The organism is Tepidicella xavieri (assembly GCF_004363315.1).
Lineage (GTDB): Bacteria > Pseudomonadota > Gammaproteobacteria > Burkholderiales > Burkholderiaceae_C > Tepidicella > Tepidicella xavieri.
Window position 1 is genome coordinate 16,961 of sequence record NZ_SNYL01000015.1, and the last position, 26,932, is coordinate 43,892.

The following is a 26,932-nucleotide window of genomic DNA, read 5'->3' on the forward strand; positions in this document are numbered from 1 at the left end:
GCGTGGCTGGCGGGATTCAGGCAAACACGCCGGCCGTGGCCTGCATCCGGGCCGAGACTTCGCCCAGATGGTGCAAGGTGTCGCCCCAGGTCATTTCGAGCTGGGTCAACGTCTTGAAGTAGTGGCTGACGATGTACTCGTCCGTCACGCCGATGCCGCCGTGCAGTTGTACCGCCTGCTGGCCCACGAACCGCATGGATTGCCCCAGCTGCACCTTGGCGCGCGACAGGGCTTGCCGGCGCTCGGCGACGGGCGCGTGGAGCTTGAGGCTGGCGTAGTAGCTCATGCTGCGTGCCAGTTCGAGCTGCATCTTCATGTCGGCCATGCGGTGACGCAGGGCCTGGAAGCTGGCGATCGGCACGCCGAACTGCTTGCGGGTGTTGAGGTAGTCGGCGGTCACGGCCAGGGTTTGGTCCATCACGCCCACGGCGTAGGCGCTGCTGGCCGCGATGCCGATGTCTGCCGCGTGCTCCAGCGCGGTCTGTCCGTCACGGGTGACCAGCTGGGCGGCGGCGCCGTTGAGACTGACCTCGGCGGCGCGGCTGCCGTCTTGCGTGAGGTAGCCGCTGGCCTGGGTGCCTGCCGCGCCTTTGGCCACCACAAACAGCCCCAGCCCTTGTTCGGTCAGCGCGGGCACCAGCCAGGCATCGGCGGCGTCTCCGGCCGGCACCAGGCTCTTGCGCCCGGTCAGGGTCCAGCCGTCACCCTGGGGCGTGGCGCGTGTCAGGGCCGCGCCCAGGGCATAGCGCAGGCCGCGTTCCTGATGCGCCAACACCACCAGCGCGTCGCCGCTCGCGATGCGGGGCAGCCATTCGGCCTGCAGGTCGGCGCTGGCATAGCCGCCGATCAGGGCCGATGCCAACAGCGTCTGCGCCAGCGGCTCCAGCACGATGCCGCGGCCCAGCTCTTCCATCACCACCATGCCTTCCACCGGCCCCATGCCCAGCCCGCCGTGTGCCTCCGAAACGTAGAGGCCGCACAGGCCCAGTTCGGCCAGCTCTGCATACGCGGCGCGGTCAAAACCCCCGGCTGCCACGATGGCCTTGCGGCGCTCGAAGCCGTAGCCCTTGTCCACCCAGCGGCGCACGGCGTCGCGCAGTTGCATCTGGTCATCGGAAAAATCGAAATCCATGTTTGGCTCCTCAACCCAGCACGGTCTGCGCCACGATGTTGCGCTGCACTTCGTTGCTGCCACCGTAGATGGTGGTCTTGCGCATGTTGAAATAGTTGGCCGCCAGCGGCGCGTTGGCCACCACGCCGCCGGGGAAGTCGCCCTGCCAGCCGGCGTCCATGGCCTCGAAAATGAACGGCAGGCTGAACGGGCCGGCGGCCAGCATCATGAGTTCGGTGTAGCGCTGCTGGATTTCGCTGCCGCGGATTTTCAGCAGCCCGGCGATGTCCAGGCTTTGCTTGCCCGACTTCTCGGCCGAGAGCACGCGCAGCACCAGCATTTCCAGCGCCACGATGTCCACCTCCAGCAGGGCGATCTGGTCGCGAAAGCGCAGGTCGTCGTACACGCCTTCGGCCTTGGCGATGCGCTTGAGGCGTTCCAGTTCGCGCTTGGCGCGGTTGACGTCGGCGATGTTGGTGCGCTCGTGGCTCAGCAGGTGCTTGGCATAGGTCCAGCCCTTGTTCTCCTCGCCGATCAGGTTTTCCACCGGCACCTTCACGTTGTCGAACCAGACTTCGTTGACCTCGTGCTCGCCGTCCAGCAGCTTGATGGGGCGCACGGTCACGCCGGGGCTTTTCATGTCGATGAGCAGAAAGCTGATGCCGGTCTGCGGCTTGCCTTCGGTGCTGGTGCGCACCAGGCAGAAAATCCAGTCGCCGTACTGGCCCAGGGTGGTCCAGGTTTTTTGGCCGTTGACGATATAGTGGTCGCCCACGCGTTCGGCGCGGGTCTTCAGACTGGCCAGGTCGGAGCCTGCGCCGGGCTCGCTGTAGCCCTGGCTCCACCACACCTCGCCGCTGGCGATGCCAGGCAGGAAGCGCTCCTGCTGCTCGCGGTTGCCAAAGGCCATGATGACCGGCGCCACCATCACCGGCCCAAAGGGCACGATGCGCGGGGCCCCGGCCAGCGCGCACTCCTCCTCGAACAAGTGCTTTTGGACGGCGTTCCAGCCCGGACCGCCGAACTGTTTGGGCCAGCCGTAGCCCAGCCAGCCTTTTTTGCCGAGAATCTTGGCCCAGCGCTGCATGTCGTCGCGGGTCAGGCGTTGGGCGTTGTGCACTTTGTGGGCGATGTCGGGTGGCAGGTTGGCCCGCACCCAGGTGCGGATTTCTTCGCGGAACGCCAGTTCTTCCGGCGTGAAAGCCAAATCCATGCGATGGTCTCCGTGGGGCTGAATGGTGGCAGGTGTTTTAGCACGGACGTTCGCCGGGCGGCTGTCCGGGGGGTGACAGGCGCCCTTACACTTGCGGGCATGTCCGATCACGCCTCCAAAAACATCGTCGTGCTCATCTCCGGGCAGGGCTCGAACATGCAAGCCATCGTGCGGGCCGCCCGCGACCGTCAATGGGGCCGCCGCTGGGGCGCGCGGCTGGCCGGCGTGGTGAGCAACCGCCCCGAAGCGGCCGGTTTGGCCTGGGCGCAGGCCGAAGGCTTGCCCACGGTGGCGCTGGATCATCGGGCCTATGCCAGCCGGGAGGCGTTTGACGCTGCGCTCATCCAGGCCATCGATGGTCTGTGCCCGCCTGGCCCCTTCCTGGTGGTGCTGGCGGGGTTCATGCGCATCCTCACGCCGGGCTTCGTCGAACATTACGCCGGCCGGCTGATCAACATCCACCCCTCGCTGCTGCCGGCTTTTCCGGGTTTGCACACCCATGAGCGGGCGCTGCAGGCGGGCTGTCGCTTCGCGGGCGCCACGGTGCATCGGGTCACGGCCGAGCTCGACCACGGGGAATACCTCGACCAGGTGGTCGTGCCCGTGATGCCCGATGACAGCGCCGACACCCTGGCCGCGCGGGTGCTGACCCAGGAGCACCTGATGTACCCCCGGGTGATCGAGCGCCTGCTCGCCGCAGGCTGAGCCTCGGTTGGAGGGGGCTGGGCGTCAGCGCAGGGCGTACATGAGGCCGCCGGCCAGCACCAGCGCCACCGTGATCCAGCCCAGCCGGTCGATGTGCCGGTGCAGCTGCGCTTCCATGCGGGCGCCGCCCCAGCGCATCAAGGCCGCCACCAGGAAGAAACGCGCCCCACGGCCCACCACCGAAGCCGCCACGAAGGGCAGCAGCGCCATCGACAGCACACCCGCGGCCACCGTGAACACCTTGTAAGGGATGGGGGAGAAGCCGGCCACGAACACCGCCAGCACGCCCCAGCGGTCGAACCATTCGAGCGCCTGCTGATAGCCGGCCCAGTAGCGCGGCTGGGTTTGCAGCCAGGGCTCGATCAGGCCGAAGGCATAGGCCCCGATGACATAGCCCAGCAGTCCGCCCAGCACCGAGGCGATCGTCGTGATCCAGGCAAAGCGCCAGGCCCGCTGCGGTTGCGCCAGGCACATCGGGGCCAGCATCACGTCCGGCGGGATGGGGAAGAACGACGATTCGGCAAAGCTCATGCCCCCCAGATACCAGGGCGCATGGCGATGGCGCGCCCAGCGCATGGCGCGTTCGTACAGCGGGGCGAAGATTTTCACAAGCGCCCTCGGGCCATCACAGGGTTTTGTGGAACACCAGGCCCGCGTGCTCGCGCATGGCGTGGAATTGGATTTTGGGCCAATTGGCTTCCACGGCGCGCAAGGTGGCGCTGTGGTCCACCAAGATGGCGGGGGCATCCACCGCGTCCCAGGCCATGCGGTGCAGGTTGGCGTCGATGAAGCGCTTGAGTTCCTGCTCGCCGCCGTTTTCCGGCGGGCAGGTGACCCAGCGCACCACATGGTAGGCGCTCGGGGTGATGCGGGCCTTGACGCCGTATTCGGTCTCCAGCCGGTGCTGCACCACCTCGAATTGCAACTGCCCCACGGCGCCCAGCATCAGCACGCTGCCGGCCATGGGGCGGAACACCTGGATGGCGCCTTCTTCGCCCAACTGCGTCAGGCCGGCCTTGAGCTGCTTGGTGCGCAGCGGGTCGGCCACTTCGACGTTGCGAATGATCTCGGGCGCGAAAAACGGCAGGCCGGTGAATTGCAGCGCTTCGCCCTCGGTGAGCGTGTCGCCGAGTTGCAGCACGCCGTGGTTGGGGATGCCGATGATGTCGCCGGCAAACGCTTCGTCCAGCAACTCGCGCCGCTGCGACAGGAAAGACACCACCGTGTTGGGCCGCAGCTCTTTGCCGTTGCGCGTGACTTTGAGCTTCATGCCGCGCTGGAAATGGCCGCTGGCGCAGCGCACGAAGGCGATACGGTCGCGGTGCGCCGGGTCCATGTTGGCTTGAATCTTGAACACCACGCCGCTGAACTTTGGCTCGGTCGGCTCCACCACGCGCTGCAGGGCGGGCTTGGGGCCGGGCGGCGGGGCCAGGTCCACCAGCGCGTCGAGCACTTCGCGCACGCCAAAGTTGTTGATCGCCGAGCCAAACAGCATGGGCGTCTGCTTGCCGGCAAGGAACTCGGCTTCGTCAAAGGCGGGCGACGCCCCCGCGACGAGTTCCAGCTCGTCGCGCGCTTGCTGCCATTCCAGGCCAAAGCGCCGCGCCGTCTCGGGGTTGTCCAGTCCGGCGAGCACCTCCTCGTCGCCACCAACGCGGTCTTCGCCCGGCGTGAACACACGCATCTGGTCGCTGCGGCGGTCATAGACCCCGTGAAACAGCTTGCCCATGCCCACCGGCCAGGTGAACGGCACCACCGTCATGCCCAGCTCACGCTCGATCTCGTCCATCACGTCCAGCGGGGCTTGCACCTCGCGGTCCATTTTGTTGACGAAGGTCAGGATGGGGGTGTTGCGGGCCCGACACACCTGCAGCAGGCGCCGGGTCTGGGGCTCCACACCGTTGGCCGCGTCGATCACCATGAGCGCGGCGTCCACCGCGGTCAGCACGCGGTAGGTGTCCTCGCTGAAGTCCTGGTGGCCGGGCGTGTCCAGCAGGTTGATGACGCAGTCGCGGTATTCCATCTGCATGACCGAGCTGGCCACCGAGATGCCGCGTTGCTTTTCGATTTCCATCCAGTCGCTGGTGGCGTGGCGCGCCGCTTTGCGTGCCTTCACCGAGCCGGCGATGTTGATGGCCCCGGAAAACAGCAGCAGCTTTTCGGTCAGCGTGGTCTTGCCCGCATCGGGGTGCGAGATGATGGCAAAAGTGCGGCGGCGCCGCACTTCGGAAACAATGTCAGACATGGGGCCCAATTATCCTGCACCCGTCCTGCTCCCATCCCGCTCCCGCTTGCCCGACAATGCGCGCCATGCCTTCTTCCGCAAGATCCACCGACTGGTTTGAGGCGCTGCTGGCGCGCGTCATGACCCTGGCGCAGCCGGCCGATGTCGCCGCCGCCGACTTCTTCCGCGAACACCCCCAGATCGGGGCGCGGGATCGCCATGCCCTGTCCGACCGGTTGTTCGCCCATTTGCGCAGCCTGCCGCTGCCCGACTGGCTGGCGCAATCGTTGCAAAGCCTGCTCGGCCCGGAGTACGACGCCTTCTGGCAGGCCATGCAGCACAGCGCGCCCCTGGACTTGCGGGTCAACACCTTCAAGGCCAAGCGGGCGGCGGTGCGCCAGCAGCTGCAAAGCCACGGCCTGGACGTGGCCGACACTCCCTATTCCCCCTGGGGATTGCGGCTGGCCGGCAAGCCCTCCCTGCGCGAGCTGCCCGCCTACCGCGACGGTCTCATCGAGGTGCAAGACGAAGGCTCCCAACTGCTGGTGCTGCTGGTGGAGCCGCGCCGCCATGACCTGGTGGTGGACTTCTGTGCCGGCGCCGGCGGCAAGACGCTGGCGCTGGGCGCTTGGATGCGCAACCAGGGGCGCCTTTATGCCTTCGACACCTCGGCGCACCGGCTCGATGCGCTCAAGCCCCGGCTGGCGCGCAGCGGGCTCACCGAAGTGCAAACCATGGCGCTGGCCCACGAGCGTGACGAGCGCCTGCAGCGTCTGGCGGGCAAGATCGACCGCGTGCTGGTCGATGCCCCTTGCTCGGGCCTGGGTACCCTGCGCCGCAGTCCCGACCTGAAGCTGCGCCAGACGCCGCAGGGCGTCGAGGCGTTGGCCGCTGCGCAGACGCGCATCCTGACCGAAGCCGCGCGGCTGGTCAAACCGGGCGGGCGGCTCGTGTACGCGACCTGCAGCCTGCTGCCCCAGGAAAACGAGCAAGTGGCCGACGCATTTGGCCAGGCGCATCGGGATTTCGTGCCGCTCGATGCCGCGCAGCCTTTGCAGCGGGCCGGCGTGGCAGACGCTGCCACCCTGTGCCACACCGGGCATTTGCGGTTGTGGCCCCATCGGCATCAGACCGACGGTTTCTTCGCCGCCATCTGGCAGCGCCGGCCCTGAGCGCTCGGGCGGGCCCGCGTTCGCTCGGCCGATACACCCGGTTACCGAAAATGTTTGGTGTTTTGGGGCGTCACCCCTACAATCCGCCGGGGCTGGTGTAAACGCTGGCCCGATGTACCCCTATGGGTGTGTGTGTTCTCGTGTGAAAGAGTTTATGGTTTCGATGGAATCCGGCTGGAACGCCTTGCTGACTTTTCTGGCCGACGGCCTCACCGGCGCGAGCTGGTGGCAGGCCCTGGTGGTGGCCCTGGTGCTGACCCACCTCACGATCGTCAGTGTCACGCTGTATCTGCACCGGCATCAGGCGCATCGCGCCCTGGACCTGCACCCGGCGGCGGCGCACTTCTTCCGTTTCTGGCTTTGGCTGACCACGGGCATGGTCACCAAGGAATGGGCCGCCATCCACCGCAAGCACCACGCCAAGTGCGAGCAGGAGGGCGACCCCCACAGCCCACAGGTGTTTGGCATCAAGAAAGTGTTCTGGGAAGGGGCCGAGCTCTACCGCGCCGAAGCCAAGAACCGCGACACGCTGGAGCGCTACGGCCACGGCACGCCCGATGACTGGATCGAGCGCCACCTCTACAGCCGCCACTCCCGCCTGGGGGTGAGCCTGATGCTCATCATCGACGTGGCGCTGTTCGGCGCCATGGGGTTGGCCGTCTGGGCCGTGCAGATGGTGTGGATCCCGTTCTGGGCCGCCGGCGTGGTCAACGGCATCGGCCACTACTGGGGCTATCGCAACTTCGAAGCCCCCGATGCCAGCACCAACGTGTTTCCCTGGGGCGTGATCATCGGTGGTGAGGAACTGCACAACAACCACCACACCTACCCCACCTCGGCCAAGTTCTCCGTCAAACCTTACGAATTCGACATCGGTTGGCTGTACATCAGCGCGCTGGCCAAGCTGGGCCTGGCCCGCCCCAAGAAAACGCCGCCCAAGCTCGCCTTTGGCGACGTCAAGCCGGTGGCCGATGAGAAAACCCTGGAAGCCATCATCGCCAACCGTTACGAAGTGATGGCCAGCTATGCCCGCGAGATGCGCGCCACCGTGCGTGCCGAGCTCGATGCGCTCAAAGCCCGCAGCGCCGACGTCTCCATGCTCAAGACGGCCCGTCGCTGGCTGCACCGCGATGACGACAAGGTGCCGGCCCAGTACAAAGCCAAGCTGGAGCAGGTGCGTGCCGAGCATCCCACGCTGGCCAAGATGCACGCCATGCGCGAAGAGTTGCGCCGCCTGTGGTCCGACACCTCCTTGACCCGCGAGCAGATGGCCAAGGACTTGCAGGCCTGGTGCCATCGCGCCGAGGAAAGCGGCATCGCCGCGCTGCGCGAGTTCTCCATCCGGCTGCGGGCTTTGCGCCCGGCTTGATCGGCGCATGCCCAGGCGGAGGACGCTTTCCCCTGGGCATCGGATCCGGGCATGAAAAAAGCCGCTGGCATCAGCGGCTTTTTGTCGTCAGGGTCAGGGCCGAATCACTTCAGCTTGACTTCCTTGTATTCCACATGCTTGCGAGCTTTCGGGTCGAACTTCATGATCGACATTTTCTCGGGCATGGTTTTCTTGTTCTTGGTCGTGGTGTAGAAGTGGCCGGTGCCGGCCGTGGATTCCAGCTTGATCTTTTCGCGTCCGCCTTTGCTTGCCATGGTGCGACTCCTATCAATTACTCGGCTTGACCACGGGCACGCAGGTCGGCGAGCACCGCATCGATGCCGTTCTTGTCGATCAGGCGCAGGGCGGCGCCGGAAACGCGCAGGCGCACCCAGCGGTTTTCGCTCTCGACCCAGAAACGGCGGGTTTGCAGGTTCGGCAGGAACCGGCGCTTGGTTTTGTTGTTGGCGTGGGAAACGTTGTTCCCGACCATGGGCTTCTTGCCCGTGACTTCACATACACGTGCCATGATGGCCACTCCATGAAATAGACGGCTTGCGCCGCACCTCGCCCGCGTCCTGTGTTGTGCCGCCTGCCCCGCGACCTTCTCAGGCGGCGAGGACGGCTCCGGCTCGCGGGCGGTCCTGTTTTGGCAACCCCTCGCATGGGCAGTTGGCGTGCAAGACGCTGCTCTCCCCATTGCATGAACTGCTTGCCAAACAAAATATTCTAGCTTGATCTCCGGGTCTTGACAAGGTGCGTTCGACCTCAGTCGGCCTGCTGCTCCAGGAAGCGCTGGGCGTCCAGCGCCGCCATGCAGCCGGTGCCGGCGCTGGTGATGGCCTGGCGGTAGATGTGGTCGGCCACGTCGCCTGCGGCGAACACGCCGGGCACGCTGGTCTGGGTGGCAAAGCCGTCTTGACCGCTGCGGGTGACGAGGTAGCCGTCTTTCATCGCCAGCTGGCCCTTGAAGATGTCGGTGTTAGGGCTGTGCCCGATGGCAATGAAGCAGCCTTGCAGGGCAATGTCCTGGGTGCTGCCGTCCTGGACGTGGCGGATGCGGATGCCGGTGACCCCTTGGGCATCGCCCAGCACCTCGTCGAGCACGTGCCAGAGCTTGAGTTCGATTTTGCCCTCGGCCACCTTCTCCATGAGCTTGTCCACCATGATGGGTTCGGCGCGGAAGGTGTCGCGGCGATGTACGAGCGTGACCTTGCTGGCGATGTTGGACAGATACAGCGCTTCTTCCACCGCGGTGTTGCCCCCGCCGATGACGCACACCGCCTGCCCGCGGTAGAAAAAGCCATCGCAGGTGGCGCAGGCGCTGACGCCCTTGCCCATGAACGCCTCCTCGGAAGGCAGGCCCAAGTATTTGGCCGATGCGCCGGTGGCGATGATGAGGGCATCGCAGGTGTAGGTGCCGCTGTCGCCGATCAGGGTGAAGGGGCGCTGCTGCAGCTGCACGGTGTGGATGTGGTCGAAGACGATTTCGGTCTTGAAGCGCTCGGCGTGTTCGAGGAAGCGCTGCATCAGCTCAGGGCCCTGGACGCCATGCACATCGGCGGGCCAGTTGTCCACCTCGGTGGTGGTCATGAGCTGCCCGCCTTGGGCCATGCCGGTGATCAGCACGGGATTGAGGTTGGCGCGGGCGGCATAGATGGCGGCGGTGTAACCGGCCGGACCGGAACCGAGGATCAGGACTTTGGCGTGTTTCATGGGTGGTGAAGGCAAAAAGGCGGGATGGGGATAGGGCCCCCAATTGTAGAAAGCCGCTGCCGACCGTGCCGCGGCTGGGTTAAGCTTAGCTGCTGCTTGCCATGACGTATTCCTTGAACACCTTGAACAACGATGCCGCCCACACCGCGCCCAGCGGCTTGCGGCGTTTCGCCCACGAATTCGGCCTCTTGCTGGGAGCCGCCGGCCTGCTGTTCTGGCTCATGGCCCTGCTCAGCCATTCTTTGCAGGACCCAGCCTGGTCCACCTCGGGCGCGGGGCTGGAGGTGGTCAACTGGGGGGGGCGCATTGGGGCTTGGCTGGCCGACATGAGCTACTACCTGTTGGGCATGTCGGTGTGGTGGCTGTGGCTGGCCGGTGGACGCGCTTGGCTGGCGGCGTTGGCCCGATGGCTGCGCGGCGCTGTCGCCACCTTGCCGCCCGGGGCCGAGGCCGCCGTGTTGCCGTGGTGGCGCCGCCCGGCCTGGCGGCGTGCTGGCTTCTGGCTGGGCTTGGCGGTGCTGCTGATGGCCAGCACGGTGCTGGAGTGGAGCCGGCTGCATCGGTGGGATGCCGGCTTGCCCGGCGTTTCGGGCGGCGTGCTGGGCGCGATGCTCGGCCCGGTGGCGGTGCGCTGGCTGGGCGTGACGGGATCGGCCCTGGTGGCCATCGTGGTTTGGGTGGTGGCGCTGGCCTGGGTGTTCCGCTTTTCCTGGGCGCATGTCGCCGAAACCTTGGGCCGATGGGTGGACGATTGGCTGCAGAGCCGCCGCGAGCGGCGCGAAGCCGATGAGGACCAGCGCATCGGCCGGCAGGCGGCGCAAGAGCGTGCCCGTGAAGTGCCTGCCAACGCCACCGAGCCGCCGCTGGAGGCCATGACGCCGGATTCGGCCGCATCGCCCGAGGCCGAGCCGCCGCGCTTGGCCGACGAGCCACCACCGGCCCGCGCCCGCGCGCCCAAGGCCAAGCCGTTGCAGATCGAGCCCACGCTGGTGGAAGTGCCGCCCAGCACGCGGGTGGTCCAAGAGCGGCAAAAGCCGCTGTTCCAGGACTTGGCCGACACCAAGCTGCCGCAGATCGATCTGCTCGATGCCGCCGGTCGCCAGCCAGCCACCGTGGCGCCCGAGACGCTGGAAATGACCAGCCGCCTGATCGAGAAAAAGTTGCGCGACTTTGGCGTGGAAGTCGCGGTGGTGGCCGCGCAGCCGGGGCCGGTCATCACGCGCTACGAAATCGAGCCCGCCACCGGCGTGAAAGGCTCGCAGATCGTCAATCTGGCCAAGGACTTGGCGCGCTCCCTGTCGCTGGTGTCCATCCGCGTGATCGAAACCATCCCGGGCAAGAACCTGATGGCGCTGGAGCTGCCCAACGCCAAGCGGCAGACCATACGCCTGAGCGAAATCCTCGGCTCGCAAGTCTATGCCGACGCCAAGAGCCTGCTGACCCTGGGCCTGGGCAAAGACATCGCCGGGCACCCGGTGGTCGCCGATCTGGCCAAAATGCCCCATTGCCTCGTGGCGGGCACCACCGGCTCGGGCAAGTCGGTCGGCATCAACGCCATGATCTTGAGCCTGCTCTACAAAGCCGACGCCAAGGACGTGCGCCTGCTGCTGATCGACCCCAAGATGCTGGAGCTCAGCGTCTACGAGGGCATTCCGCACCTCATCGCGCCGGTGGTCACCGACATGAAGCAGGCCGCCAACGGCCTGAACTGGTGCGTGGGCGAGATGGAGAAGCGCTACCGCCTCATGAGCAAAGTGGGCGTGCGCAACCTGGCTGGCTTCAACGCCAAGATCGACGAAGCCGCGCAACGTGGCGAGTCGATTCCCAACCCGTTCAGCCTCACGCCCGAGGCCCCTGAGCCATTGCAGCGCCTGCCTTACATCGTGGTGGTGATCGACGAACTGGCCGACCTGATGATGGTGGTCGGCAAGAAGATCGAGGAGCTGATCGCCCGCCTGGCGCAGAAGGCGCGCGCCGCCGGTATTCACCTGATCCTGGCCACGCAGCGGCCCAGCGTGGACGTGATCACCGGCCTCATCAAAGCCAACATCCCGACGCGCATCAGCTTTCAGGTCAGCAGCAAGATCGACAGCCGCACCATCCTCGACCAGATGGGCGCCGAGACGCTGCTGGGCATGGGCGACATGCTCTACATGCCGGCCGGCACGGGCTTCCCGACCCGGGTGCATGGCGCCTTCGTCAGCGATGATGAGGTGCACCGCGTGGTGGCCTACCTCAAGGAACAGTGTGGCGAGCCCGACTACTTCGACGGCGTGCTCGACGGTGGCGCGGGCGAGGGCGACGGTGGCGCGGGCGGCCTGCTGGGCGAGGGCGACGGCAGCGGCGAGAAAGACCCCCTCTATGACCAGGCCGTGGCCATCGTGCTGCAAGACCGCAAAGCCAGCATCAGCTACGTGCAGCGCAAGCTCAAGATCGGCTACAACCGTGCCGCGCGGCTGCTGGAAGACATGGAAAATGCCGGGCTGGTCAGCGCCCTGACCGCCAGCGGCCAGCGCGACATCTTGGTGGCCAGCCGCGGCGGGGAGGGCGCGGGGTGACTACACTCCCTTACACCTGCGGCGGAACCGCCCGGGCGCTGACGCGACTAACCCGCATGAACCCACGCCGTCTGTTTCTCGCTACCATCACCTTGGCCGCCCTGTCGGTGGGGCTGCCGGCCCATGCCGATGCCCTGGGCGAACTGCAAGCCTTCCTGAAAAATGTGCGTCAGGGCAAGGCCACCTTCACCCAGACGGTGACCAGCCCCTTGCGACAGGGCGAAACCGCCCCCCGCGTGCAGACCAGCAGCGGCGTGTTCGAATTCCAGCGCCCCGACCGCTTCCGCTTCCAATACAGCCGTCCGTTCGAACAGACCATCGTGGCCGATGGCCAGACGTTGTGGCTGTACGACCCCGACCTCCAGCAAGTCACGATCCGCCCCCAGGCCGAGGCCCTGGCCCAGACGCCGGCGGCCCTCATCGCCTCGGCCGCCGATGTGCGCGCCCTGCAAGACACCTTCGAACTGAGCAACGCCCCCGATGCCGACGGGCTGCGCTGGGTGCAGGCCCTCCCCAAGGCCAAGGACGGGCAGATCCAGTCCATCCGCATCGGTTTCCAGCAGGGCCGGCTGGCCGCGCTGGACATTCTGGACAGCTTTGGCCAGCGTTCCCAAATCCGCTTTGGCCCCATGGACACCCAGACCGCCTTCGGGCCGGGCCATTTCCGGTTCCAGCCCCCGCCCGGGGCCGATGTGATTCGCCAGTGACGGCGCGCCCGTGAGCACACCTGCCCCCCCTCTGGCCGAACGCTTGCGTCCGCGCAGCCTGGCCGAAGTCATCGGCCAGCGGCACCTGTTGGGCGAAGGCATGCCCTTGCGCACCGCCTTCGAGGCCGGGCGGCCGCACAGTTGCATCTTCTGGGGGCCGCCCGGGGTCGGCAAGACCACCATCGCACGCCTCATGGCGCAAGCGTTCGATGCCCAGTTCATCGCCATCAGCGCCGTGCTGGGCGGCGTCAAAGACATCCGCGAGGCGGTCGAGAAAGCCGAGCTCGCCCGCAGCGGCCTGCACCCGCAGCCCACCATCGTGTTCGTGGACGAGGTGCACCGCTTCAACAAAAGCCAGCAAGACGCCTTCCTGCCCCACGTGGAAAGCGGCCTGTTCACCTTCGTGGGCGCCACCACCGAAAACCCGAGCTTCGAGGTCAACTCGGCCCTGCTCTCGCGGGCCGTGGTGTACGTGCTGCACCCCTTGAGCGAAGACGACCTGGCCGAGCTGATGGACCGCGCCCATGCCCAGGGAGATGTGCCGCCCATGGCGCCCGCCGCCCGCCAGCGCCTGCTGGCCTACGCGGATGGCGACGCCCGGCGCCTGCTCAACACCCTCGAAACCCTGGCCGTGACCGCCCGCGCCCAGGGCGTGGCCCAGATCGGCGACGACTGGCTGCTGAAGGTGCTGGGCGAGCGCATGCGCCGCTACGACAAAGGCGGCGAGCAGTTCTACGACACCATTTCCGCCCTGCACAAAAGCGTGCGCGGCTCCGACCCCGATGCCGCGCTGTACTGGTTCGCGCGCATGCTCGACGGCGGGGCCGATCCGCGCTACCTGGCGCGGCGGCTCATCCGCATGGCGGCCGAAGACATCGGCCTGGCCGATCCGCGCGCCCTGCGCCTGGCGCTGGATGCGGCCGATGTGTACGAGCGCCTGGGCAGCCCCGAAGGCGAACTGGCCCTGGCCGAAGCGGTGGTGTACCTGGCCGTGGCGCCCAAGAGCAACGCCGTCTACCAGGCCTACAAAGCGGCGCGCGCCTTCGTCAAGCACGACGGCACCCGCCCCGTGCCGCTGCGTCTGCGCAACGCGCCCACCCAGCTCATGAAAGACCTCGATTACGGCAAAGGCTACCGCTACGCCCACGACGAGCCCGACGCCTTCGCCGCCGGCGAGCGCTATTTCCCTGACGGGCTGGAGCCGGCGCCGTTCTATCGGCCCGTGCCGCGCGGCTTGGAAATCCGCATCGGCGAAAAGCTCCAAGAACTGCGCGCGCGCAACGCCGCCCTAAAATGAAGGGTTTTTGCGCGCTTTGCAAAGCGCATGCCCAGCCCCACGCATTCGCCATGACCGCCCCAACCCCACACCCCGCCACCGAGCCCGCCGCCCACACCGACGAGAACCACATCATCGCCGAGCGCCGCGAGAAGCTGCGCGCGCTGCGTCAGGCGCAGGCGGCCGGCCAGGGCCCGGCGTTTCCCAATGACGTCAAGCCCCTGCACAAAGCCGCCGACCTGGTGGCCGAGTACGGCGGCATGAGCAAAGACATGCTGGAGCCGCTGAAGGTGCGCGTCAGCGTGGCTGGCCGCATGATGCTCAAGCGCGTCATGGGCAAGGCCAGCTTTGCCACCTTGCAGGACGCCTCCTTCGGCCCCACCGGCGGGCGCATCCAGATCTACCTGAACAACGACAGCGTGGGCGAAGCCGCGCATGCCGCCTTCAAGCACTGGGACCTGGGCGACATCGTGGCCGCCGAAGGCGTGCTGTTCAAGACCAAGACCGGCGAACTCACCATCCATGCCGATCGCGTGCGGCTGGTGACCAAAAGCCTGCGGCCGCTGCCCGACAAATTCCACGGCATCCACGACCAGGAAATCAAATACCGCCAGCGCTACGTGGACCTGATGACCGACGAGCAGGCCCGCCGCCGCTTCGTGGCCCGCAGCCTGGCCGTCACCACCATCCGCGAATACATGGTGCAGCACGACTTCCTGGAAGTCGAAACCCCCATGCTGCACCCCATCCCCGGCGGGGCCAACGCCAAGCCTTTCGTGACCCACCACAACGCGCTGGAGCAGGACATGTACCTGCGCATCGCGCCCGAGCTCTACCTCAAGCGCCTGCTGGTGGGCGGCTTCGAGCGCGTGTTTGAAATCAACCGCAACTTCCGCAACGAAGGCATCAGCGTGCGCCACAACCCCGAGTTCACCATGATGGAGTTCTACGCGGGGTACTGGAACTATCTGGATCTGATGGTGTTCACCGAAGGGTTGATCCGCCACGTGGCCCAGCGCGTCTGCGGCAGCGCCCGGCTCACCTACCAGGGCCGCGACGTGGACTTGGAGGCCCCGTTCGAGCGCCTGACCATCCGTGAAGCCATCCTCAAGCACACCGAAGCCGGCGACCGGGTGGACGACCGCCACTGGCTGCAGCAGCAGCTCCAGCAACTGGGGCTGGACCCTGCCAAAGAGCGGCTCGACAGCCGCAGCCTGGCCGGCTTGCAGGTCATGTACTTTGAGGAAACCGTCGAAGACAAACTCTGGAACCCCACCTTCATCTGCAACCACCCCACCGAAATCTCGCCGCTGGCCCGCGCCAACGACGCCGACCCCTCCATCACCGAGCGCTTCGAGCTTTACATCACCGGGCGCGAAGTGGGCAACGGTTTTTCCGAGCTCAACGACGCCGAAGACCAGGCCGAGCGCTTCCACGCCCAGGTGGCCAGCAAGGAAGCCGGCGACGACGAGGCCATGTTCTTCGACGCCGACTACATCCGCGCCCTGGAATATGGCATGCCGCCCGCAGGCGGCTGCGGCATCGGCATCGACCGCCTCATCATGCTGCTGACCGACAGCCCCAGCATCCGCGACGTGATCCTGTTTCCTGCGTTGCGGCGCGAGGGGTGAACCCCGGCCTGCCAGTGAAAAGGCCTGGGGTTGCCCGGGCCTTTGGGAGGTGGCGGCAGCGGTGGGCTGCTCAGGCGTAGGCTTCGAGCGCCTTGCGCATCTTTTTCATGGCGGCGGCCTCGATCTGGCGGATGCGCTCGGCGCTGACGCCGTATTCGGCGGCCAGTTCGTGCAGGGTCTTGCCGCCGCTGCCGTCGTCGTTGACCTTGAGCCAGCGCTCGGTCACGATGCGGCGCGAACGCTCATCGAGCTGCGCCAGCGCGTGGGCCACGCCTTCGGTGGCCAGCACATCGCGCTCGGTGGCTTCGAGCACGGCGCTGGGTTCGTGCCGGGCGTCGGCCAGATAGGCGATGGGGCCGTAGGCTTCCTCGCCGTCGTCGCCGGGGGCCGGGTCTAGCACCACGTCACCGCCAGAGAGGCGGGTTTCCATCTCGATGACGTCTTCGCGCTTGACGTTGAGCTCGCGCGCCACGACGTCGATTTCGTGGTCGCTCAGGCCCTCGCGGTGGGTGTCGGCGTCGCCGTGGTCGGCCTTGAAGGCCTGCTTCATGCTGCGCAGGTTGAAGAACAGCTTGCGCTGGGCTTTGGTGGTGGCGACTTTGACCATGCGCCAGTTGCGCAGGATGTATTCGTGGATTTCGGCCTTGATCCAGTGCAGCGCGTAGCTGACCAAGCGCACGCCCTGGGCCGGGTCGAAGCGCTTGACGGCTTTCATGAGGCCGATGTTGCCTTCCTGGATGAGGTCGGCATGGGGCAGGCCGTAGCCGAGGTATTGGCGCGAGACCGAGACCACCAACCGCAGGTGCGACATGACGAGCTTGCCCGCGGCCTCCAGGTCGTTGAAGCGGCGCAGCCGGTCGGCGTATTCGCGCTCTTCTTCGGCGGTGAGCATGGGCAGCCGGTTGACGGCGGCGATGTAGGCGTCGAGGTTGCCCAGCGGCGGCAGAGCGAGCGACGTGCCGGCCCAGCCCTGCTTGACGGCCGGGGCCAGTGCGTAAGGGGTGGTGGCGATGGCGTTCATGGTGTCCTCTCTCCGTGCAGACCTTGAGGGTCTCGTCACTATGTTAGCACTCTATTGATGAGAGTGCTAATGCAAAGTTCCGTGGCGCCACCCCGGATGGGGGTCAGAAGGTGTCCCAGCCGTCGTCTTCGGGCGCGGGGGAGGCGGTTTTTTTGGCGGCTGGCGGCGGCGCGGCGAGCTTTTTCGGCGCGGGGCTGGCAGGGGCGTGCGCAGCCGCGGGTGTCTTGGCGGGCGCGCTGGGCGTGGCTTGGGGCCGGTGGATGGCCGCAGAGGCTGTGGGGCTTTTGGCCGGCGCGGGCGATGCAGGGGAGGCGGCGGGGCTGGAGGCGGGCGGCAGGGAAGCCGGGGCCGATGGGCGCGCGGCCGCGGTGGGGCGCTTGCGGTGCAGCTCATTGGCGCTGAGCCGGCTGATGGAACTGCGGGCCAGGTCGGCGTCGTCGATGCGGAAGGTTTTGACCACTTCGGCGAGTTGGGCCGCCTGCTCGCTCATGCTGGCCGCGGCGGCCGCGCTTTCTTCCACCAGGGCCGCGTTTTGCTGGGTCATCTGGTCGAGGTTGCTCACGGCGGCGTTGATCTGGGTGGCGCCGTCGGCCTGTTCGGCCGCGGAACTGGCGATTTCGCCGATGATGTCGCGCACGCGGGTGACGTTTTCCACGATTTCGCGCATGGTCTCGCCAGCCTGGTTGACCAGTTCGGAGCCGGCGGCCACGCGGTCCACGCTGTTGCCGATGAGTTCCTTGATCTCTTTGGCGGCCTGGGCGCTGCGCTGCGCCAAGGTGCGCACTTCGCCGGCCACCACGGCAAAGCCGCGCCCCTGCTCGCCCGCGCGGGCTGCTTCCACCGCGGCGTTGAGCGCCAGGATGTTGGTCTGGAACGCGATGCCGTCGATCACCGTGATGATGTCGGCGATCTTGCGCGAGGCGGCGTTGATGTCTTCCATGGTGCGGATCACGTCGCCGACGACTTTGCCGCCCATTTCGGCGCTCTGCCCGGCCGTGGCCGCGAGCTGGTTGGCCACGCGGGCCGAGTCGGCCGACTGCTTGATGGCGCCGGACATTTCCTCCATGCTGGCGGCGGTTTCTTCCAGGTTGCTCGCCGTCTGCTCGGTGCGGGCGCTTAAGTCCTGGTTGCCGGCGGCGATCTCGCGGGCGGCCACCGAGATGTTGTCGGTGCCCTGGCGCACGTCGGCCACCACGTGCACGAGCTGGTCGCGCATGCCATTGAGGGCCTTGATCATGGCGCCGAATTCGTCCTGCCGGTTGGCGCGGATGTGGGCCGTCAGGTTGCCGGCGGCGATTTGCTCGGCGAAGGTGACGGCTTCGTTGAGCGGCGTGCGGATGTTGCGTATGAGGAAGTAAGCGCCGATGACGATGCCGGCGATGAGCACCAGCACCGCCAGCGCCGCGGTCATGACGTTGCGGGCGCGGCGTTCGGCAAAGGCTTTTTGCGACTCGACCAGCAAGGTGCCCTGGAGCTGGGCGAATTCGTTGAGGCTGGCGATGTAAGGGGGCACGCCCGGGTTGAAGCGCTCCTCGATGGCGCGGCGGGCGCCGGCCTCGTCGCCCTGGCGACTAAGTTCGCGCGCCGCGGCCAGGCCATCGAGCACCGTTTGGCGCTGGCGGGCGATGCGCTCCATGAGGGCGCGTTCGGCCGGCGTCAGCTCCATGGATTCGAGCCGTTTCTGCACTTCGGTGATGGCCTGGATGCCGGCCGGGATGAGGTCTTTGTAGAGAGCGTCGATTTCGGGGCTGCCGCTGATGACCTGGGCCTGCACGCGGGTGACGTTGGTCTCGGTCAGGCCGGCCCAGCGGGTGGCCAGCTGCACCTTCTCGCTCATCTGGGTGAGCATGCGCTCAGACTCGGCCGTGAGCCGGGCCGAGGTGGCGCCGGTCGAGATGACCACCGCGGCCAGCGCCACGATGATGACGAGGACGCTGGACCAGAGCTTGGCGCCGAGCGAGAGTTGATTGAACAGCTTCATGGAGGTTCCCAACGACGGAGAGGAAAACGGTCGGCGCAGTGTAACGGCGAATGCCTGCATGATCGGCCCCTGCCACCGAGGGCAGAATCAGGGTTTACGAGGGGGGTGAGCCACTGCCGGCGGGCCATACTGGGAGGCCGGCGCGGGAACCTGTGCGCCGCAGCCGGACCAGACACGGAGGCATTCTCACAGGAGGTATGAGCGATGGTTTTGCACGTTCCCCCCGAAGCCGCGCGGCGCGGTGTCGCGCCCCCCGTTCCGCGCCGCGACAGGCGCCTGGCCCGATGGGGCCTGGCGGCGGCCGCCGTGGCCTGGAGCGCGGCCGCATCGGCGCTGCAACCCGAGGTGGTGGCGCGTGGGCTGGAGCACCCCTGGGCCGTGGCGTTCGTGGACAGTGGGCACATGCTCGTCACCGAGCGGCCGGGGCGCATGCGCGTGATTGGCCCCGATGGCCGACTGGGTGAGCCGCTGCAGGGCGTGCCGCGCGTGGATGCCGGTGGGCAGGGGGGCATGCTGGACGTGATCGCCGACAGCGACTTTGCCCGCAACCGCATGGTGTATTTCTGCTTCTCCGAGCCGGCCGCCCAGGGCGGCGGCAACTCGACGGCGCTGGCGGCGGCCCGGCTGTCTGACGATCGGCAGCGGCTCGAACAGGTGCGGGTCCTCTTCAGCCAGCGGCCCAAAGTCGGCAGCCGGCACCATTTCGGTTGCCGCATCGTGGAGGCGCCGGACGGCCATCTGTTCCTCACGCTGGGCGACCGTTTCAGCCGGATGCAGGACGCGCAAACGCTGGACAACCACCACGGCAAGGTGATCCGGGTGCGCAAGGACGGTTCGGTGCCGCCCGACAATCCGCTGGTCGGGCGCGCGGGGGCGCTGCCCGAAATCTGGAGCTGGGGGCATCGCAACCCGCAAGGGGCGGCTTGGGGCCCTGATGGGCGGCTCTGGATACACGAGCACGGCCCGCAAGGGGGCGATGAGATCAACCGGCCCGAACCGGGCAAGAATTACGGCTGGCCGGTGATCACGTATGGCGAAAACTACGGCGGCGGGCGCATCGGCGCGGGCATCACCCACCACGAGGGGATGGAGCAGCCGCTGCACCAGTGGACGCCGTCCATCGCCCCATCGGGCATGGCTTTCGTGCGCAGCGACCGTTATGGCGCGGCCTGGCAGGGCAGCCTGATGGTGGGGGCCTTGCGCGGGCGGCATCTGGCGCGGCTGGAACTGGCGGATGGGCGCGTGGTGCGGGAGGAACGCTTGCTGGAGTCGCTGGGCGAGCGCATTCGCGACGTGCGCGAGGGGCCAGACGGATGGCTCTATGTGCTCACCGACGACCGCAACGGCCAGCTGATTCGCCTGTTGCCCAACCCTGCCCGGCGCTGAGGGGTTGTCTGGTGGAATAGGGTTGGCCGAAGCGGGTTTGCGGGTATGGTTGGGTTTTGTCATGGCCGGGTCACACGGCAACGGCAGCATAGATGGCCATGCAGCCCAGCCCCGAGCCTTCCACGCTGGCGGCCACGTTCCGCGCCGCCTTGCAGCATTACCGCAGCCGTTGCGCCCACGGTGATGGGCCGCGCCTGTCGCTGGCGGAGCTGGTGCGGCTGCATGGACATTCGTCGGCCCATGTGCTGCTCATTGTGATGGCGGCGCTGTCGATGGTGCCCATGGCCGGCGCCGGCAATGTGATGGGCTTTGGCATGCTGGCCATGGCTTGGGCGCTGTGGCGCGGGCACGACGACATCCACCTGCCCAGGCGCATCGGGGAAATGGCCTTGGGGCGACGCTGGGCCGATCGGGTGCTGGATGCGCTGGTCTGGCTCTATGGCATGGCCGAGCGCTGGCTGCGGCCACGCTGGCACTATTTGCTGCACCGGGCCACGCGCTACTGGTGGAGCGCCTGGATCGTGGCGATGACCGGCATCATCTTCCTGCCGTTGCCGCTGGGCAATGTGCTGCCCAGCCTGAGCCTGATGCTGCTGGCCTTGGGCTGGATGTTCCGCGACGGCGTGGCGCTGGTGGCGGCCATGCTCACGGGGGCAACGGCCATGGCTTATACGGCCCTGTTCTGGGGGGTGGTGGTGCAAGCGATGGGCAGCGTCTATCGTTGGCTGGCCTGAGCGGCGGGCTTCCAGTCGGTGACGAGCCAGGCGTCTTTCAGCGTGGCGGGGTCTGGCGTGAGGGGCTGCCAGGCCGGCCGCTGGTGGCAGGCCAGCGCCAGTGCCGGGTCCACCCCTCGATCGACCAACCATTGCCGCAGACGCTGGTCGGCTGCGGTGAGGGTGGCCGCACCGCCCAGGATGGGCATGTAGGGTTTGTGGCAGCGCAGCACAGCATGCGGCGTGGCCAGGCGGCGGGCGCCAGCGGCCAGCACCACCACGCACACGCCTTCGCAGCAGCGCTCCACGGCCGTGTCCAGGCCATGCGATTCGATCAGCCGGGCCACGCCCAGCGCTTCTGGCGCCAGTCCGCCTGCGCTGTCGATCTGCACGGTGCGCACGCCGGGGTGTGCGGCCAAAGCGGCTTGCAGGCGCGCGGTGGTGCCCAGGCCCAGTGGGCCGTAGAGTTCGAGCACGTCGCTGCCGTCGGGGTTGCGCTCGGGCAGCAGCCGCCATTCAGCGGCGGGTAGGGGGTCAAAGGCGTGGGCGTACCAGGCATGCAGCAGTGGATGCAGGAGGTGCCCGGTTGCCAGGGCGAAGGCCAGCGCGACGCTGCATTGGGCGGCGAAGGCCAGGATGCCGCGGGGCAGGCTCATGCCCTGCATCACCCGGCGTTCGGCCAGGGTGAAGGCCACCCAGATCCAACTCGCGCTCCAAAAGCCGGTGGCCAGCATGAGCGCCCCTGCGGCTTGCAACCACAGGGGATAGTGGGGCCCGACCGACCAGGTGGCCTGTGCCACGGCCCCAGCCACCAGCGCCAGGGCGGCTGCGCCCATCAGCCCCACGGCCAGCGTGCCGCGCAGGCCCAAGCGTTCAGGCGTGAGAGCCACCTTCGGCCTGAGCGGCCAGGCGCCGGGCCTCGGTTTCGAGGATCAGCCGGTCCACGCGGGACAGCGGGAGGTTGACCAGCAGCTCGATGCGCTGGTGCAGGGCGTGCATGGTCTGTTTGAAGGCGTGCAGGCGCTCGGCCTCGGTGCCTGTGACCAGGGCTGGATCGGGGTAGCCCCAGTGGGCCGTGGCCGGGTGGCCGGGCCATACGGGGCAGGGTTCGCCGGCGGCGACGTCGCACACGGTGATGATGAGATCGAGGTGGGGCGAATCGGGCTGGCTGAATTCGGCCCAGTTCTTGCTGCGCAGCCCCTGGGTGTCGATGCCCGCGCTTTGCAGCGCGGCCAACGCCAGCGGGTGGGGTTGGTGATCGGCTCGCGCCTGGGTGCCGGCCGAAAACGCCCGAAAGCGGTGCCCGCCCAGGTGGTTGAGGATGGCTTCGGCCATGATGCTGCGGGCCGAGTTGTGCACGCACAAGAACAGGACTTTGATCGGTTCGCTCACGGTGGGCTCTGGTCGGGAATGGGGGATCGATATTAAGACGATGGCGTGACAGTTTTGTGTCAAGTGGCGCGGGCGCGCCCCGGCGCGGCGCTGGCCGGTTGCTGCACGGGCTTGCCGGCGTGCGTGCTCCACTGCACGATTTCGAGCCGGCCGTCGTGGTGCTCGACGATGCCGGTGAGGCTTTCGACCCAGTCGCCGTCGTTGCAGTAGAGGGTGCCGTCGATCTCGCGCATCTCGGCGCGGTGGATGTGGCCGCAGATCACGCCATCGAGGCCGCGCTTGCGGGCCTCAGCGGCCACGGCCCCTTCGAAGCGCAGCACGTAGTTGAGCGCGCTCTTGACCCGGTGCTTGAGGTATTGCGACAGCGACCAGTAGGGCAGCCCGAGGCGGGCACGCCAGGAGTTCAGATGGGTGTTCAGCCGCAGGGTGAGCTCGTAGAGGTTGTCGCCGAGGTAGGCCAGCCATTTGGCGTACTGGATCACGCCGTCAAAGTGATCGCCGTGGATGATCCAGAGCTTGCGCCCGTCGGCGGTGATGTGCACTGCGTCTTCTACCACGTCCAGGCCGCCGAATTTGTGGCCGATGAAGTGGCGCGCGAACTCGTCGTGGTTGCCGGGCACGAAGATGACTTTGCAGCCTTTGCGGGCCCGGCGCAGGATTTTTTGCACCACGTCGTTGTGGCTTTGTGGCCAGTACCACTTGCGGCGCAACTGCCAGCCGTCGATGATGTCGCCGATCAGGTAGAGCCGGTCGCTGGGGTGGGCCTTGAGGAAGGCCAGCAAGGCTTTGGCCTGGCAGCCGGGGGTGCCCAGGTGCACGTCAGAGATGAAGACCGTGCGCAGCCGCCGCCCGCCAGGCGGGCTGGGGTCGTCGTCGGCATCGTCGCTGTCGGGGGGGGCGTGCCAGGCTTGCGCGGCGCGCGCGGCGGAGTCGGCCTGACGCTGGAGGCTGCCTTGCAGGAGTCCGTGGGCGACGAAGCCGTTGCGCATCAGGCCCCCAGGAAGTGCTTGCGGTAACGGGGCGGCAGGTCGGCCAGGCGCATCATCATGGGCAAGTCGGCGGCGTTGAAGTCCGGGTCCCAGGCGGGGGGGCCCAGCACTTTGGCGCCGAGGCGCAGGTAGCCTTTGATGAGCGCCGGCGGCTCGATGGGCAGGGAGTCGTCGAGCTGCTCGACCGGCAGCGGCAGGCGCGGGCGCACGTGGTATTCGATCGAGGCCAGGTGCTGCTCGCGGACTTGGCGCCAGATGCTGGCGGCGGCGTGGCCGTCGGTGATCACGCCTTGGCTGCCCTGGTGTTGCATGGGGATGCTGGCGCAGCCGATCATGGTGTCGAGCCGGTTGCGGGCCATGAATTCGGCCAGGGCGCCCCACAGGGCGAGGATGACGCCGCCGTGGCGGTGCTCGGGGTGCACGCAGCTGCGGCCAAGCTCGACCATCTGCTCGCGCAGGAAGCGCAGCCGGGTGAGGTCGAATTCGGTGTCGCTGTAAAAGCCGCCGACGCGCTTGGCCTGGGCCGGGGTCAGCACCCGGTAGGTGCCAACGACGGCCTGGGTGGCGGCATCGCGCACCAGCAGGTGTTCGCAGTAGTCGTCGAACAGGTCGATGTCGTGGCCGGGCAGGGTTTGGGGCAGGCGGGCACCCATTTCCCCGGCGAACACCGCAAAGCGCAGGCGCTGCGCCTCGCGCACTTCGTCGAGGTGGCGCGCCCAGACCACCTGGAGCTCGCCGCGAGCAGCGCGGGCTGCGCCGTGCGGGGTGGGGCAGGCGTGCCCCAACGCCGGGGCGGCGGGGCGGATGTGATCGAGGACGGACAGGTCGCTCATGCGGGGCTCCTAGTGTTGCTCCCGATTCTTCAAACGCTGTGTGTCGCCAGCATGGCGGTTTCGTGAAACCGGCATGACAAGCCGCGCCGGCGCCCGGTCACGCGACTGTCACCGTCCTGCCATGGTCATGCCATCTGTGGCCCGCAGCATCCATGGCAGCCGAGACGAAACAAGGAGCGGATCATGAACGTGACGGTGGTGGGCGCAGGCTATGTGGGGCTGGTGACGGCGGCTTGCCTGGCCGAACTGGGGCAGCGCGTGGTGTGCGTGGACCATGACCAGGCGCGCGTGGTGCTGCTGCAGGCCGGCGGGGTGCCGATTTACGAGCCCGGTCTGGACGAGCTGGTGCAGCGCAATCAGCAGGCGGGCCGGCTGCGCTTTACCACGTCGATGGCGCTGGGCGTCGAGCATGCGGAGGTGTTGTTCATTGCCGTGGGCACGCCGCCGCAGGAGGACGGATCGGCCGATTTGCAGCATGTGCTGGCTGTGGCGCGGCAGGTGGGGCGCCTGCTCACCCACGATCTGGTGGTGGTCAACAAGTCCACGGTGCCGGTGGGCACGGGCGAAGCGGTGCAACGCGTCATCGACGAGGCGTTGCGGGTGCGTGGCTGCCAGGGCTTGGCGTGCGCCGTCGTCTCCAACCCCGAATTCCTGAAAGAAGGCGCGGCGATCGAGGACTTCATGCGGCCGGATCGCATCGTCATCGGCGTGCCGCCGGGGCCGGCTGGCGCGCGGGCGCGTGAATGCCTGAGCCAGCTCTATGCCCCGTTCAACCGGCACCATGAACGCACGGTGTGGATGGATGTGCCCAGCGCCGAGCTCACCAAGTACGCTGCCAACGCCATGCTGGCCACACGCATTTCCTTCATGAACGAGATGGCTCTGCTGGCCGACCGTGTCGGGGCCGACATCGATGCCGTGCGCCGCGGCATTGGCGCGGACCAGCGCATCGGGCACAGCTTTCTGTATGCCGGCACGGGCTACGGGGGCAGCTGTTTCCCCAAAGACACCCGCGCCCTGATGCACACCGCCGCGGCGCACGGCAGCCCGATGCGGGTGGTCAGCGCGGTGGAGGCGGTCAACCGGATGCAGAAGCGCCACCTGGTGGGCATGGTCACCCAGCTCATGGGCGAGGACCTCAGCGGCCGCCGGCTGGCGGTATGGGGCCTGTCGTTCAAGCCCAACACCAACGACATGCGGGAGGCGCCGAGCCGGGTGGTCATCCAGGCGCTGCTGGCGCGTGGCGCCACGGTGCTGGCCCATGACCCGGTGGCCGGCAGCGAGGCCCGCCGCGTGCTGACCGAGGACATGGCGGCCCAGCCCGGCCTGCTGCAACGGCTGCATCTGGAGGAGTCGCCCGAAGCGGTGCTGCTCGATGCCGACGCATTGCTCGTGCTCACCGAGTGGAAGTGCTTTCACAGCCCTGACTTTGCCCGCCTGCGCGACTTGATGCGCGAGCCGCTGATCCTCGATGGCCGCAATCTCTACGATCCGGCCTTGCTGCAAGCGCTGGGCATCGCCTACCTGGGCATCGGGCGGCGCAATGCGCTGGGCGTGGCGCGTCTGGCGCTCACAGCCCCGATGCAGGCTGCCGCCAAGGCGCTTCGCGCGGCCTGATGCCAGCGCGGCCGGCGGCGTGGGCTTGCAGCAGCCGCAGCCAGACGGCTTCCACCTGGGCCACGATCTGCGCCCAGTCCAGGGTCTGGATGGACGCGCGCGCGCCTTGGCGCAACGTTCGGACCAGGGCGGGTTGGGCCGCCAAGTCCTGGGCGCGGCGCACGAAGGCGTCGGCATCCCCCACGGGGGCCAGCAGGCCGTTGTGTCCGTGGCGGATCAGCTCGGCCGCGGCCGCGCAGTCGAAGGCCAGCACCGCCAGCCCGCTGGCCAGCGCTTCCGGGGTGACGTTGCCATACGTTTCGGTGAGGCTGGGAAAGAGGAACACGTCGGCGCTGGCGTAGTGCGTGGCCAGATCGGCATCGCGCCGGGCGCCCACCAGCAGCGCCTGTGGGCACATGGCCTGCAGCGCCTCGCGTTCGGGGCCGTCGCCCACCACCACCAGCTTCACCCGGGGATTGACCTGCCGCATGCCCTCAAAGGCGCGCACCAGCAGGCCGAGGTTTTTTTCTGCGGCCAGCCGCCCCACCGACAGCACCACGCAATCGTCGGGCGTTGCGCCCCAGCTGGCGCGTAGCGCTTCGCTGCGGTGGCCGGGGTGAAAGCGTTGCGTGTCCACCCCGCGGGCCACCACCAGCAGCCGCTCGAAGCCCATGGCGGCCAGTTCGGCTTGCAGCTCCGGGGTGGGCACCATGGTGCAGTGGGCGCTGTTGTGGAATTTGCGCAGATAGGCCGCGATCGGCTTGCTCAGCCAGGCCGCGCCGTAGTGGCGGCTGTAGGCGTGGAAGTTGGTGCGGAAGTCGCTGCTGATGGGCAGCTTGAGCTTGCGCGCCGCCTGCAGCGCCGACCAGCCCAGCGGCCCTTCGGTGGCGATGTGCACCACATCGGGCCGGTGCAGCGACCATATCTGCAGCAGCGTTTTCTTGGCCGGCAGGCCCATGCGCAGGTGCGGGTAGCGGGGAATGGGCAGGCCGCGCAGCAGCACCTGCTCGAAGCCGGGCTCCGGCCCCGGCCGGTCGCCTGCCGCCTGCCGCGGGCGGATCACCTGCAGCTCGTGATTGCGGGCCTGCAGCCCCCGCACCAGCCGCTCGACCGTCAGCGCCACGCCATTGACTTCGGGCGGGAAGGTTTCGGTGACCACCGCGATGCGCAGCGAACGCTGCGAGGGCGGGTAGGTCTCGATATGGAGCGGGGGTTGGGCAGGGGCGTTCATGCCGGCATCGTCGGCGGGCTTCATAACAGCCGTGTGACAGGGTGGTGTCGCGCCGACGCGCGGCGATGCGTCAGCGCCGTGACGCCGCCCGTCCTGTCACGCCGATTT

The 26,932-nt window shown here is 67.7% G+C and carries 24 protein-coding genes; 10 read left to right on the forward strand and 14 right to left on the reverse strand.

The genetic code is table 11. The features are described 5' to 3' along the window. Positions 1–16: 16 nt before the first annotated feature. A complete protein-coding gene (locus tag DFR43_RS11270) occupies positions 17–1,132 on the reverse strand; it encodes an acyl-CoA dehydrogenase family protein (protein ID WP_133598731.1) in 1,116 nt (371 codons plus the stop codon). Between the two features lie 10 nt (positions 1,133–1,142). Next, positions 1,143–2,324: an acyl-CoA dehydrogenase family protein gene (locus tag DFR43_RS11275; RefSeq protein ID WP_133598733.1), complete on the reverse strand. Its 1,182-nt coding sequence runs from the start codon at positions 2,322–2,324 to the stop codon at positions 1,143–1,145. A gap of 99 nt (positions 2,325–2,423) precedes the next feature. Between DFR43_RS11275 and purN the strand changes: the two genes are divergently transcribed. After that, positions 2,424–3,029 carry a phosphoribosylglycinamide formyltransferase gene (gene purN, locus DFR43_RS11280; protein WP_133598734.1) on the forward strand — a complete coding sequence of 202 codons (606 nt, stop codon included), beginning with the start codon at positions 2,424–2,426 and terminating at the stop codon, positions 3,027–3,029. A gap of 24 nt (positions 3,030–3,053) precedes the next feature. Here the strand turns inward: purN and DFR43_RS11285 are convergent, their stop codons facing one another. Both DFR43_RS11285 and DFR43_RS11290 read right to left on the reverse strand, forming a co-directional pair. Next, entirely contained in the window at positions 3,054–3,638 is a 585-nt protein-coding gene (locus DFR43_RS11285) for a YqaA family protein (RefSeq protein WP_133598736.1), read from the reverse strand. Positions 3,639–3,654: 16 nt separating this feature from the next. Further along, positions 3,655–5,274, reverse strand: coding sequence for a peptide chain release factor 3 (locus DFR43_RS11290; RefSeq protein ID WP_211338647.1), 1,620 nt, complete (start codon positions 5,272–5,274; stop codon positions 3,655–3,657). Positions 5,275–5,339: 65 nt separating this feature from the next. Between DFR43_RS11290 and DFR43_RS11295 the strand changes: the two genes are divergently transcribed. Beyond that, positions 5,340–6,425 (forward strand): RsmB/NOP family class I SAM-dependent RNA methyltransferase, encoded by a 1,086-nt coding sequence (locus DFR43_RS11295; RefSeq protein WP_133598740.1) that lies wholly within the window; start codon positions 5,340–5,342, stop codon positions 6,423–6,425. Between the two features lie 154 nt (positions 6,426–6,579). Then, the gene (locus DFR43_RS11300) at positions 6,580–7,794 is read left to right on the forward strand and encodes a DesA family fatty acid desaturase (protein ID WP_133598742.1); all 1,215 of its coding nucleotides are present in this window, start codon (positions 6,580–6,582) and stop codon (positions 7,792–7,794) included. A 104-nt stretch (positions 7,795–7,898) separates the two neighbouring features. On the opposite strand, the gene rpmG is transcribed toward DFR43_RS11300, so the two are convergent. The 3 genes from rpmG to trxB form a co-directional block, all read right to left on the reverse strand. Further along, a complete protein-coding gene (rpmG, locus tag DFR43_RS11305) occupies positions 7,899–8,069 on the reverse strand; it encodes a 50S ribosomal protein L33 (RefSeq protein ID WP_133598744.1) in 171 nt (56 codons plus the stop codon). A 17-nt stretch (positions 8,070–8,086) separates the two neighbouring features. After that, entirely contained in the window at positions 8,087–8,323 is a 237-nt protein-coding gene (rpmB, locus tag DFR43_RS11310) for a 50S ribosomal protein L28 (protein ID WP_133598747.1), read from the reverse strand. Between the two features lie 239 nt (positions 8,324–8,562). Continuing rightward, positions 8,563–9,510: a thioredoxin-disulfide reductase gene (gene trxB, locus DFR43_RS11315; protein ID WP_133598748.1), complete on the reverse strand. Its 948-nt coding sequence runs from the start codon at positions 9,508–9,510 to the stop codon at positions 8,563–8,565. A 101-nt stretch (positions 9,511–9,611) separates the two neighbouring features. Here trxB and DFR43_RS11320 point away from each other — a divergent pair, with 101 nt between their 5' ends. Genes DFR43_RS11320 through lysS form a run of 4 tightly spaced genes read left to right on the forward strand, consistent with a single transcriptional unit; the run spans position 9,612 to position 15,682 of the window. Next, positions 9,612–12,068 carry a DNA translocase FtsK gene (locus DFR43_RS11320; RefSeq protein ID WP_133598750.1) on the forward strand — a complete coding sequence of 819 codons (2,457 nt, stop codon included), beginning with the start codon at positions 9,612–9,614 and terminating at the stop codon, positions 12,066–12,068. A gap of 56 nt (positions 12,069–12,124) precedes the next feature. Further along, positions 12,125–12,775 carry an outer membrane lipoprotein periplasmic chaperone LolA gene (gene lolA, locus DFR43_RS11325; protein WP_133598752.1) on the forward strand — a complete coding sequence of 217 codons (651 nt, stop codon included), beginning with the start codon at positions 12,125–12,127 and terminating at the stop codon, positions 12,773–12,775. A gap of 10 nt (positions 12,776–12,785) precedes the next feature. Next, a complete protein-coding gene (locus DFR43_RS11330) occupies positions 12,786–14,072 on the forward strand; it encodes a replication-associated recombination protein A (protein WP_133598754.1) in 1,287 nt (428 codons plus the stop codon). A gap of 50 nt (positions 14,073–14,122) precedes the next feature. Beyond that, entirely contained in the window at positions 14,123–15,682 is a 1,560-nt protein-coding gene (gene lysS, locus DFR43_RS11335) for a lysine--tRNA ligase (protein ID WP_133598756.1), read from the forward strand. Positions 15,683–15,752: 70 nt separating this feature from the next. Here lysS and rpoH read toward each other — a convergent pair whose 3' ends face one another. Together rpoH and DFR43_RS11345 are read right to left on the reverse strand one after the other, a co-directional pair. Beyond that, positions 15,753–16,703 (reverse strand): RNA polymerase sigma factor RpoH, encoded by a 951-nt coding sequence (gene rpoH / locus DFR43_RS11340; protein ID WP_133598758.1) that lies wholly within the window; start codon positions 16,701–16,703, stop codon positions 15,753–15,755. A 103-nt stretch (positions 16,704–16,806) separates the two neighbouring features. Beyond that, positions 16,807–18,684, reverse strand: a complete 1,878-nt coding sequence (locus DFR43_RS11345) for a methyl-accepting chemotaxis protein (protein WP_133598760.1) — start codon at positions 18,682–18,684, stop codon at positions 16,807–16,809. Between the two features lie 204 nt (positions 18,685–18,888). Between DFR43_RS11345 and DFR43_RS11350 the strand changes: the two genes are divergently transcribed. Both DFR43_RS11350 and DFR43_RS11355 read left to right on the forward strand, forming a co-directional pair. Continuing rightward, positions 18,889–20,070: a PQQ-dependent sugar dehydrogenase gene (locus DFR43_RS11350; protein WP_133598762.1), complete on the forward strand. Its 1,182-nt coding sequence runs from the start codon at positions 18,889–18,891 to the stop codon at positions 20,068–20,070. 98 nt (positions 20,071–20,168) lie between these two features. Next, positions 20,169–20,804: an exopolysaccharide biosynthesis protein gene (locus tag DFR43_RS11355; RefSeq protein ID WP_164499743.1), complete on the forward strand. Its 636-nt coding sequence runs from the start codon at positions 20,169–20,171 to the stop codon at positions 20,802–20,804. Here DFR43_RS11355 and DFR43_RS11360 read toward each other — a convergent pair. From DFR43_RS11360 to DFR43_RS11375, 4 genes are read right to left on the reverse strand one after another with little or no spacing between them, the layout of a single operon-like run. Next, positions 20,786–21,673 carry a hypothetical protein gene (locus DFR43_RS11360; RefSeq protein ID WP_133598766.1) on the reverse strand — a complete coding sequence of 296 codons (888 nt, stop codon included), beginning with the start codon at positions 21,671–21,673 and terminating at the stop codon, positions 20,786–20,788. The genes DFR43_RS11355 and DFR43_RS11360 overlap by 19 nt on opposite strands. After that, a complete protein-coding gene (locus DFR43_RS11365; RefSeq protein WP_133598768.1) occupies positions 21,657–22,175 on the reverse strand; it encodes an arsenate reductase ArsC in 519 nt (172 codons plus the stop codon). Before DFR43_RS11365 ends, DFR43_RS11360 begins: the two co-directional genes overlap by 17 nt. A gap of 59 nt (positions 22,176–22,234) precedes the next feature. Beyond that, positions 22,235–23,164, reverse strand: a complete 930-nt coding sequence (locus DFR43_RS11370; protein WP_133598770.1) for a UDP-2,3-diacylglucosamine diphosphatase — start codon at positions 23,162–23,164, stop codon at positions 22,235–22,237. Continuing rightward, on the reverse strand, positions 23,164–23,997 hold the full coding sequence (locus tag DFR43_RS11375; RefSeq protein WP_133598772.1) for a GNAT family N-acetyltransferase: 834 nt from the start codon (positions 23,995–23,997) through the stop codon (positions 23,164–23,166). Before DFR43_RS11375 ends, DFR43_RS11370 begins: the two co-directional genes overlap by 1 nt. A 183-nt stretch (positions 23,998–24,180) precedes the next feature. Between DFR43_RS11375 and DFR43_RS11380 the strand changes: the two genes are divergently transcribed. Further along, on the forward strand, positions 24,181–25,614 hold the full coding sequence (locus tag DFR43_RS11380) for a UDP-glucose dehydrogenase family protein (RefSeq protein WP_133598774.1): 1,434 nt from the start codon (positions 24,181–24,183) through the stop codon (positions 25,612–25,614). Here DFR43_RS11380 and DFR43_RS11385 read toward each other — a convergent pair. Continuing rightward, positions 25,568–26,824 carry a glycosyltransferase family 4 protein gene (locus tag DFR43_RS11385; protein WP_133598776.1) on the reverse strand — a complete coding sequence of 419 codons (1,257 nt, stop codon included), beginning with the start codon at positions 26,822–26,824 and terminating at the stop codon, positions 25,568–25,570. The genes DFR43_RS11380 and DFR43_RS11385 overlap by 47 nt on opposite strands. Between the last annotated feature and the right edge of the window lie 108 nt (positions 26,825–26,932).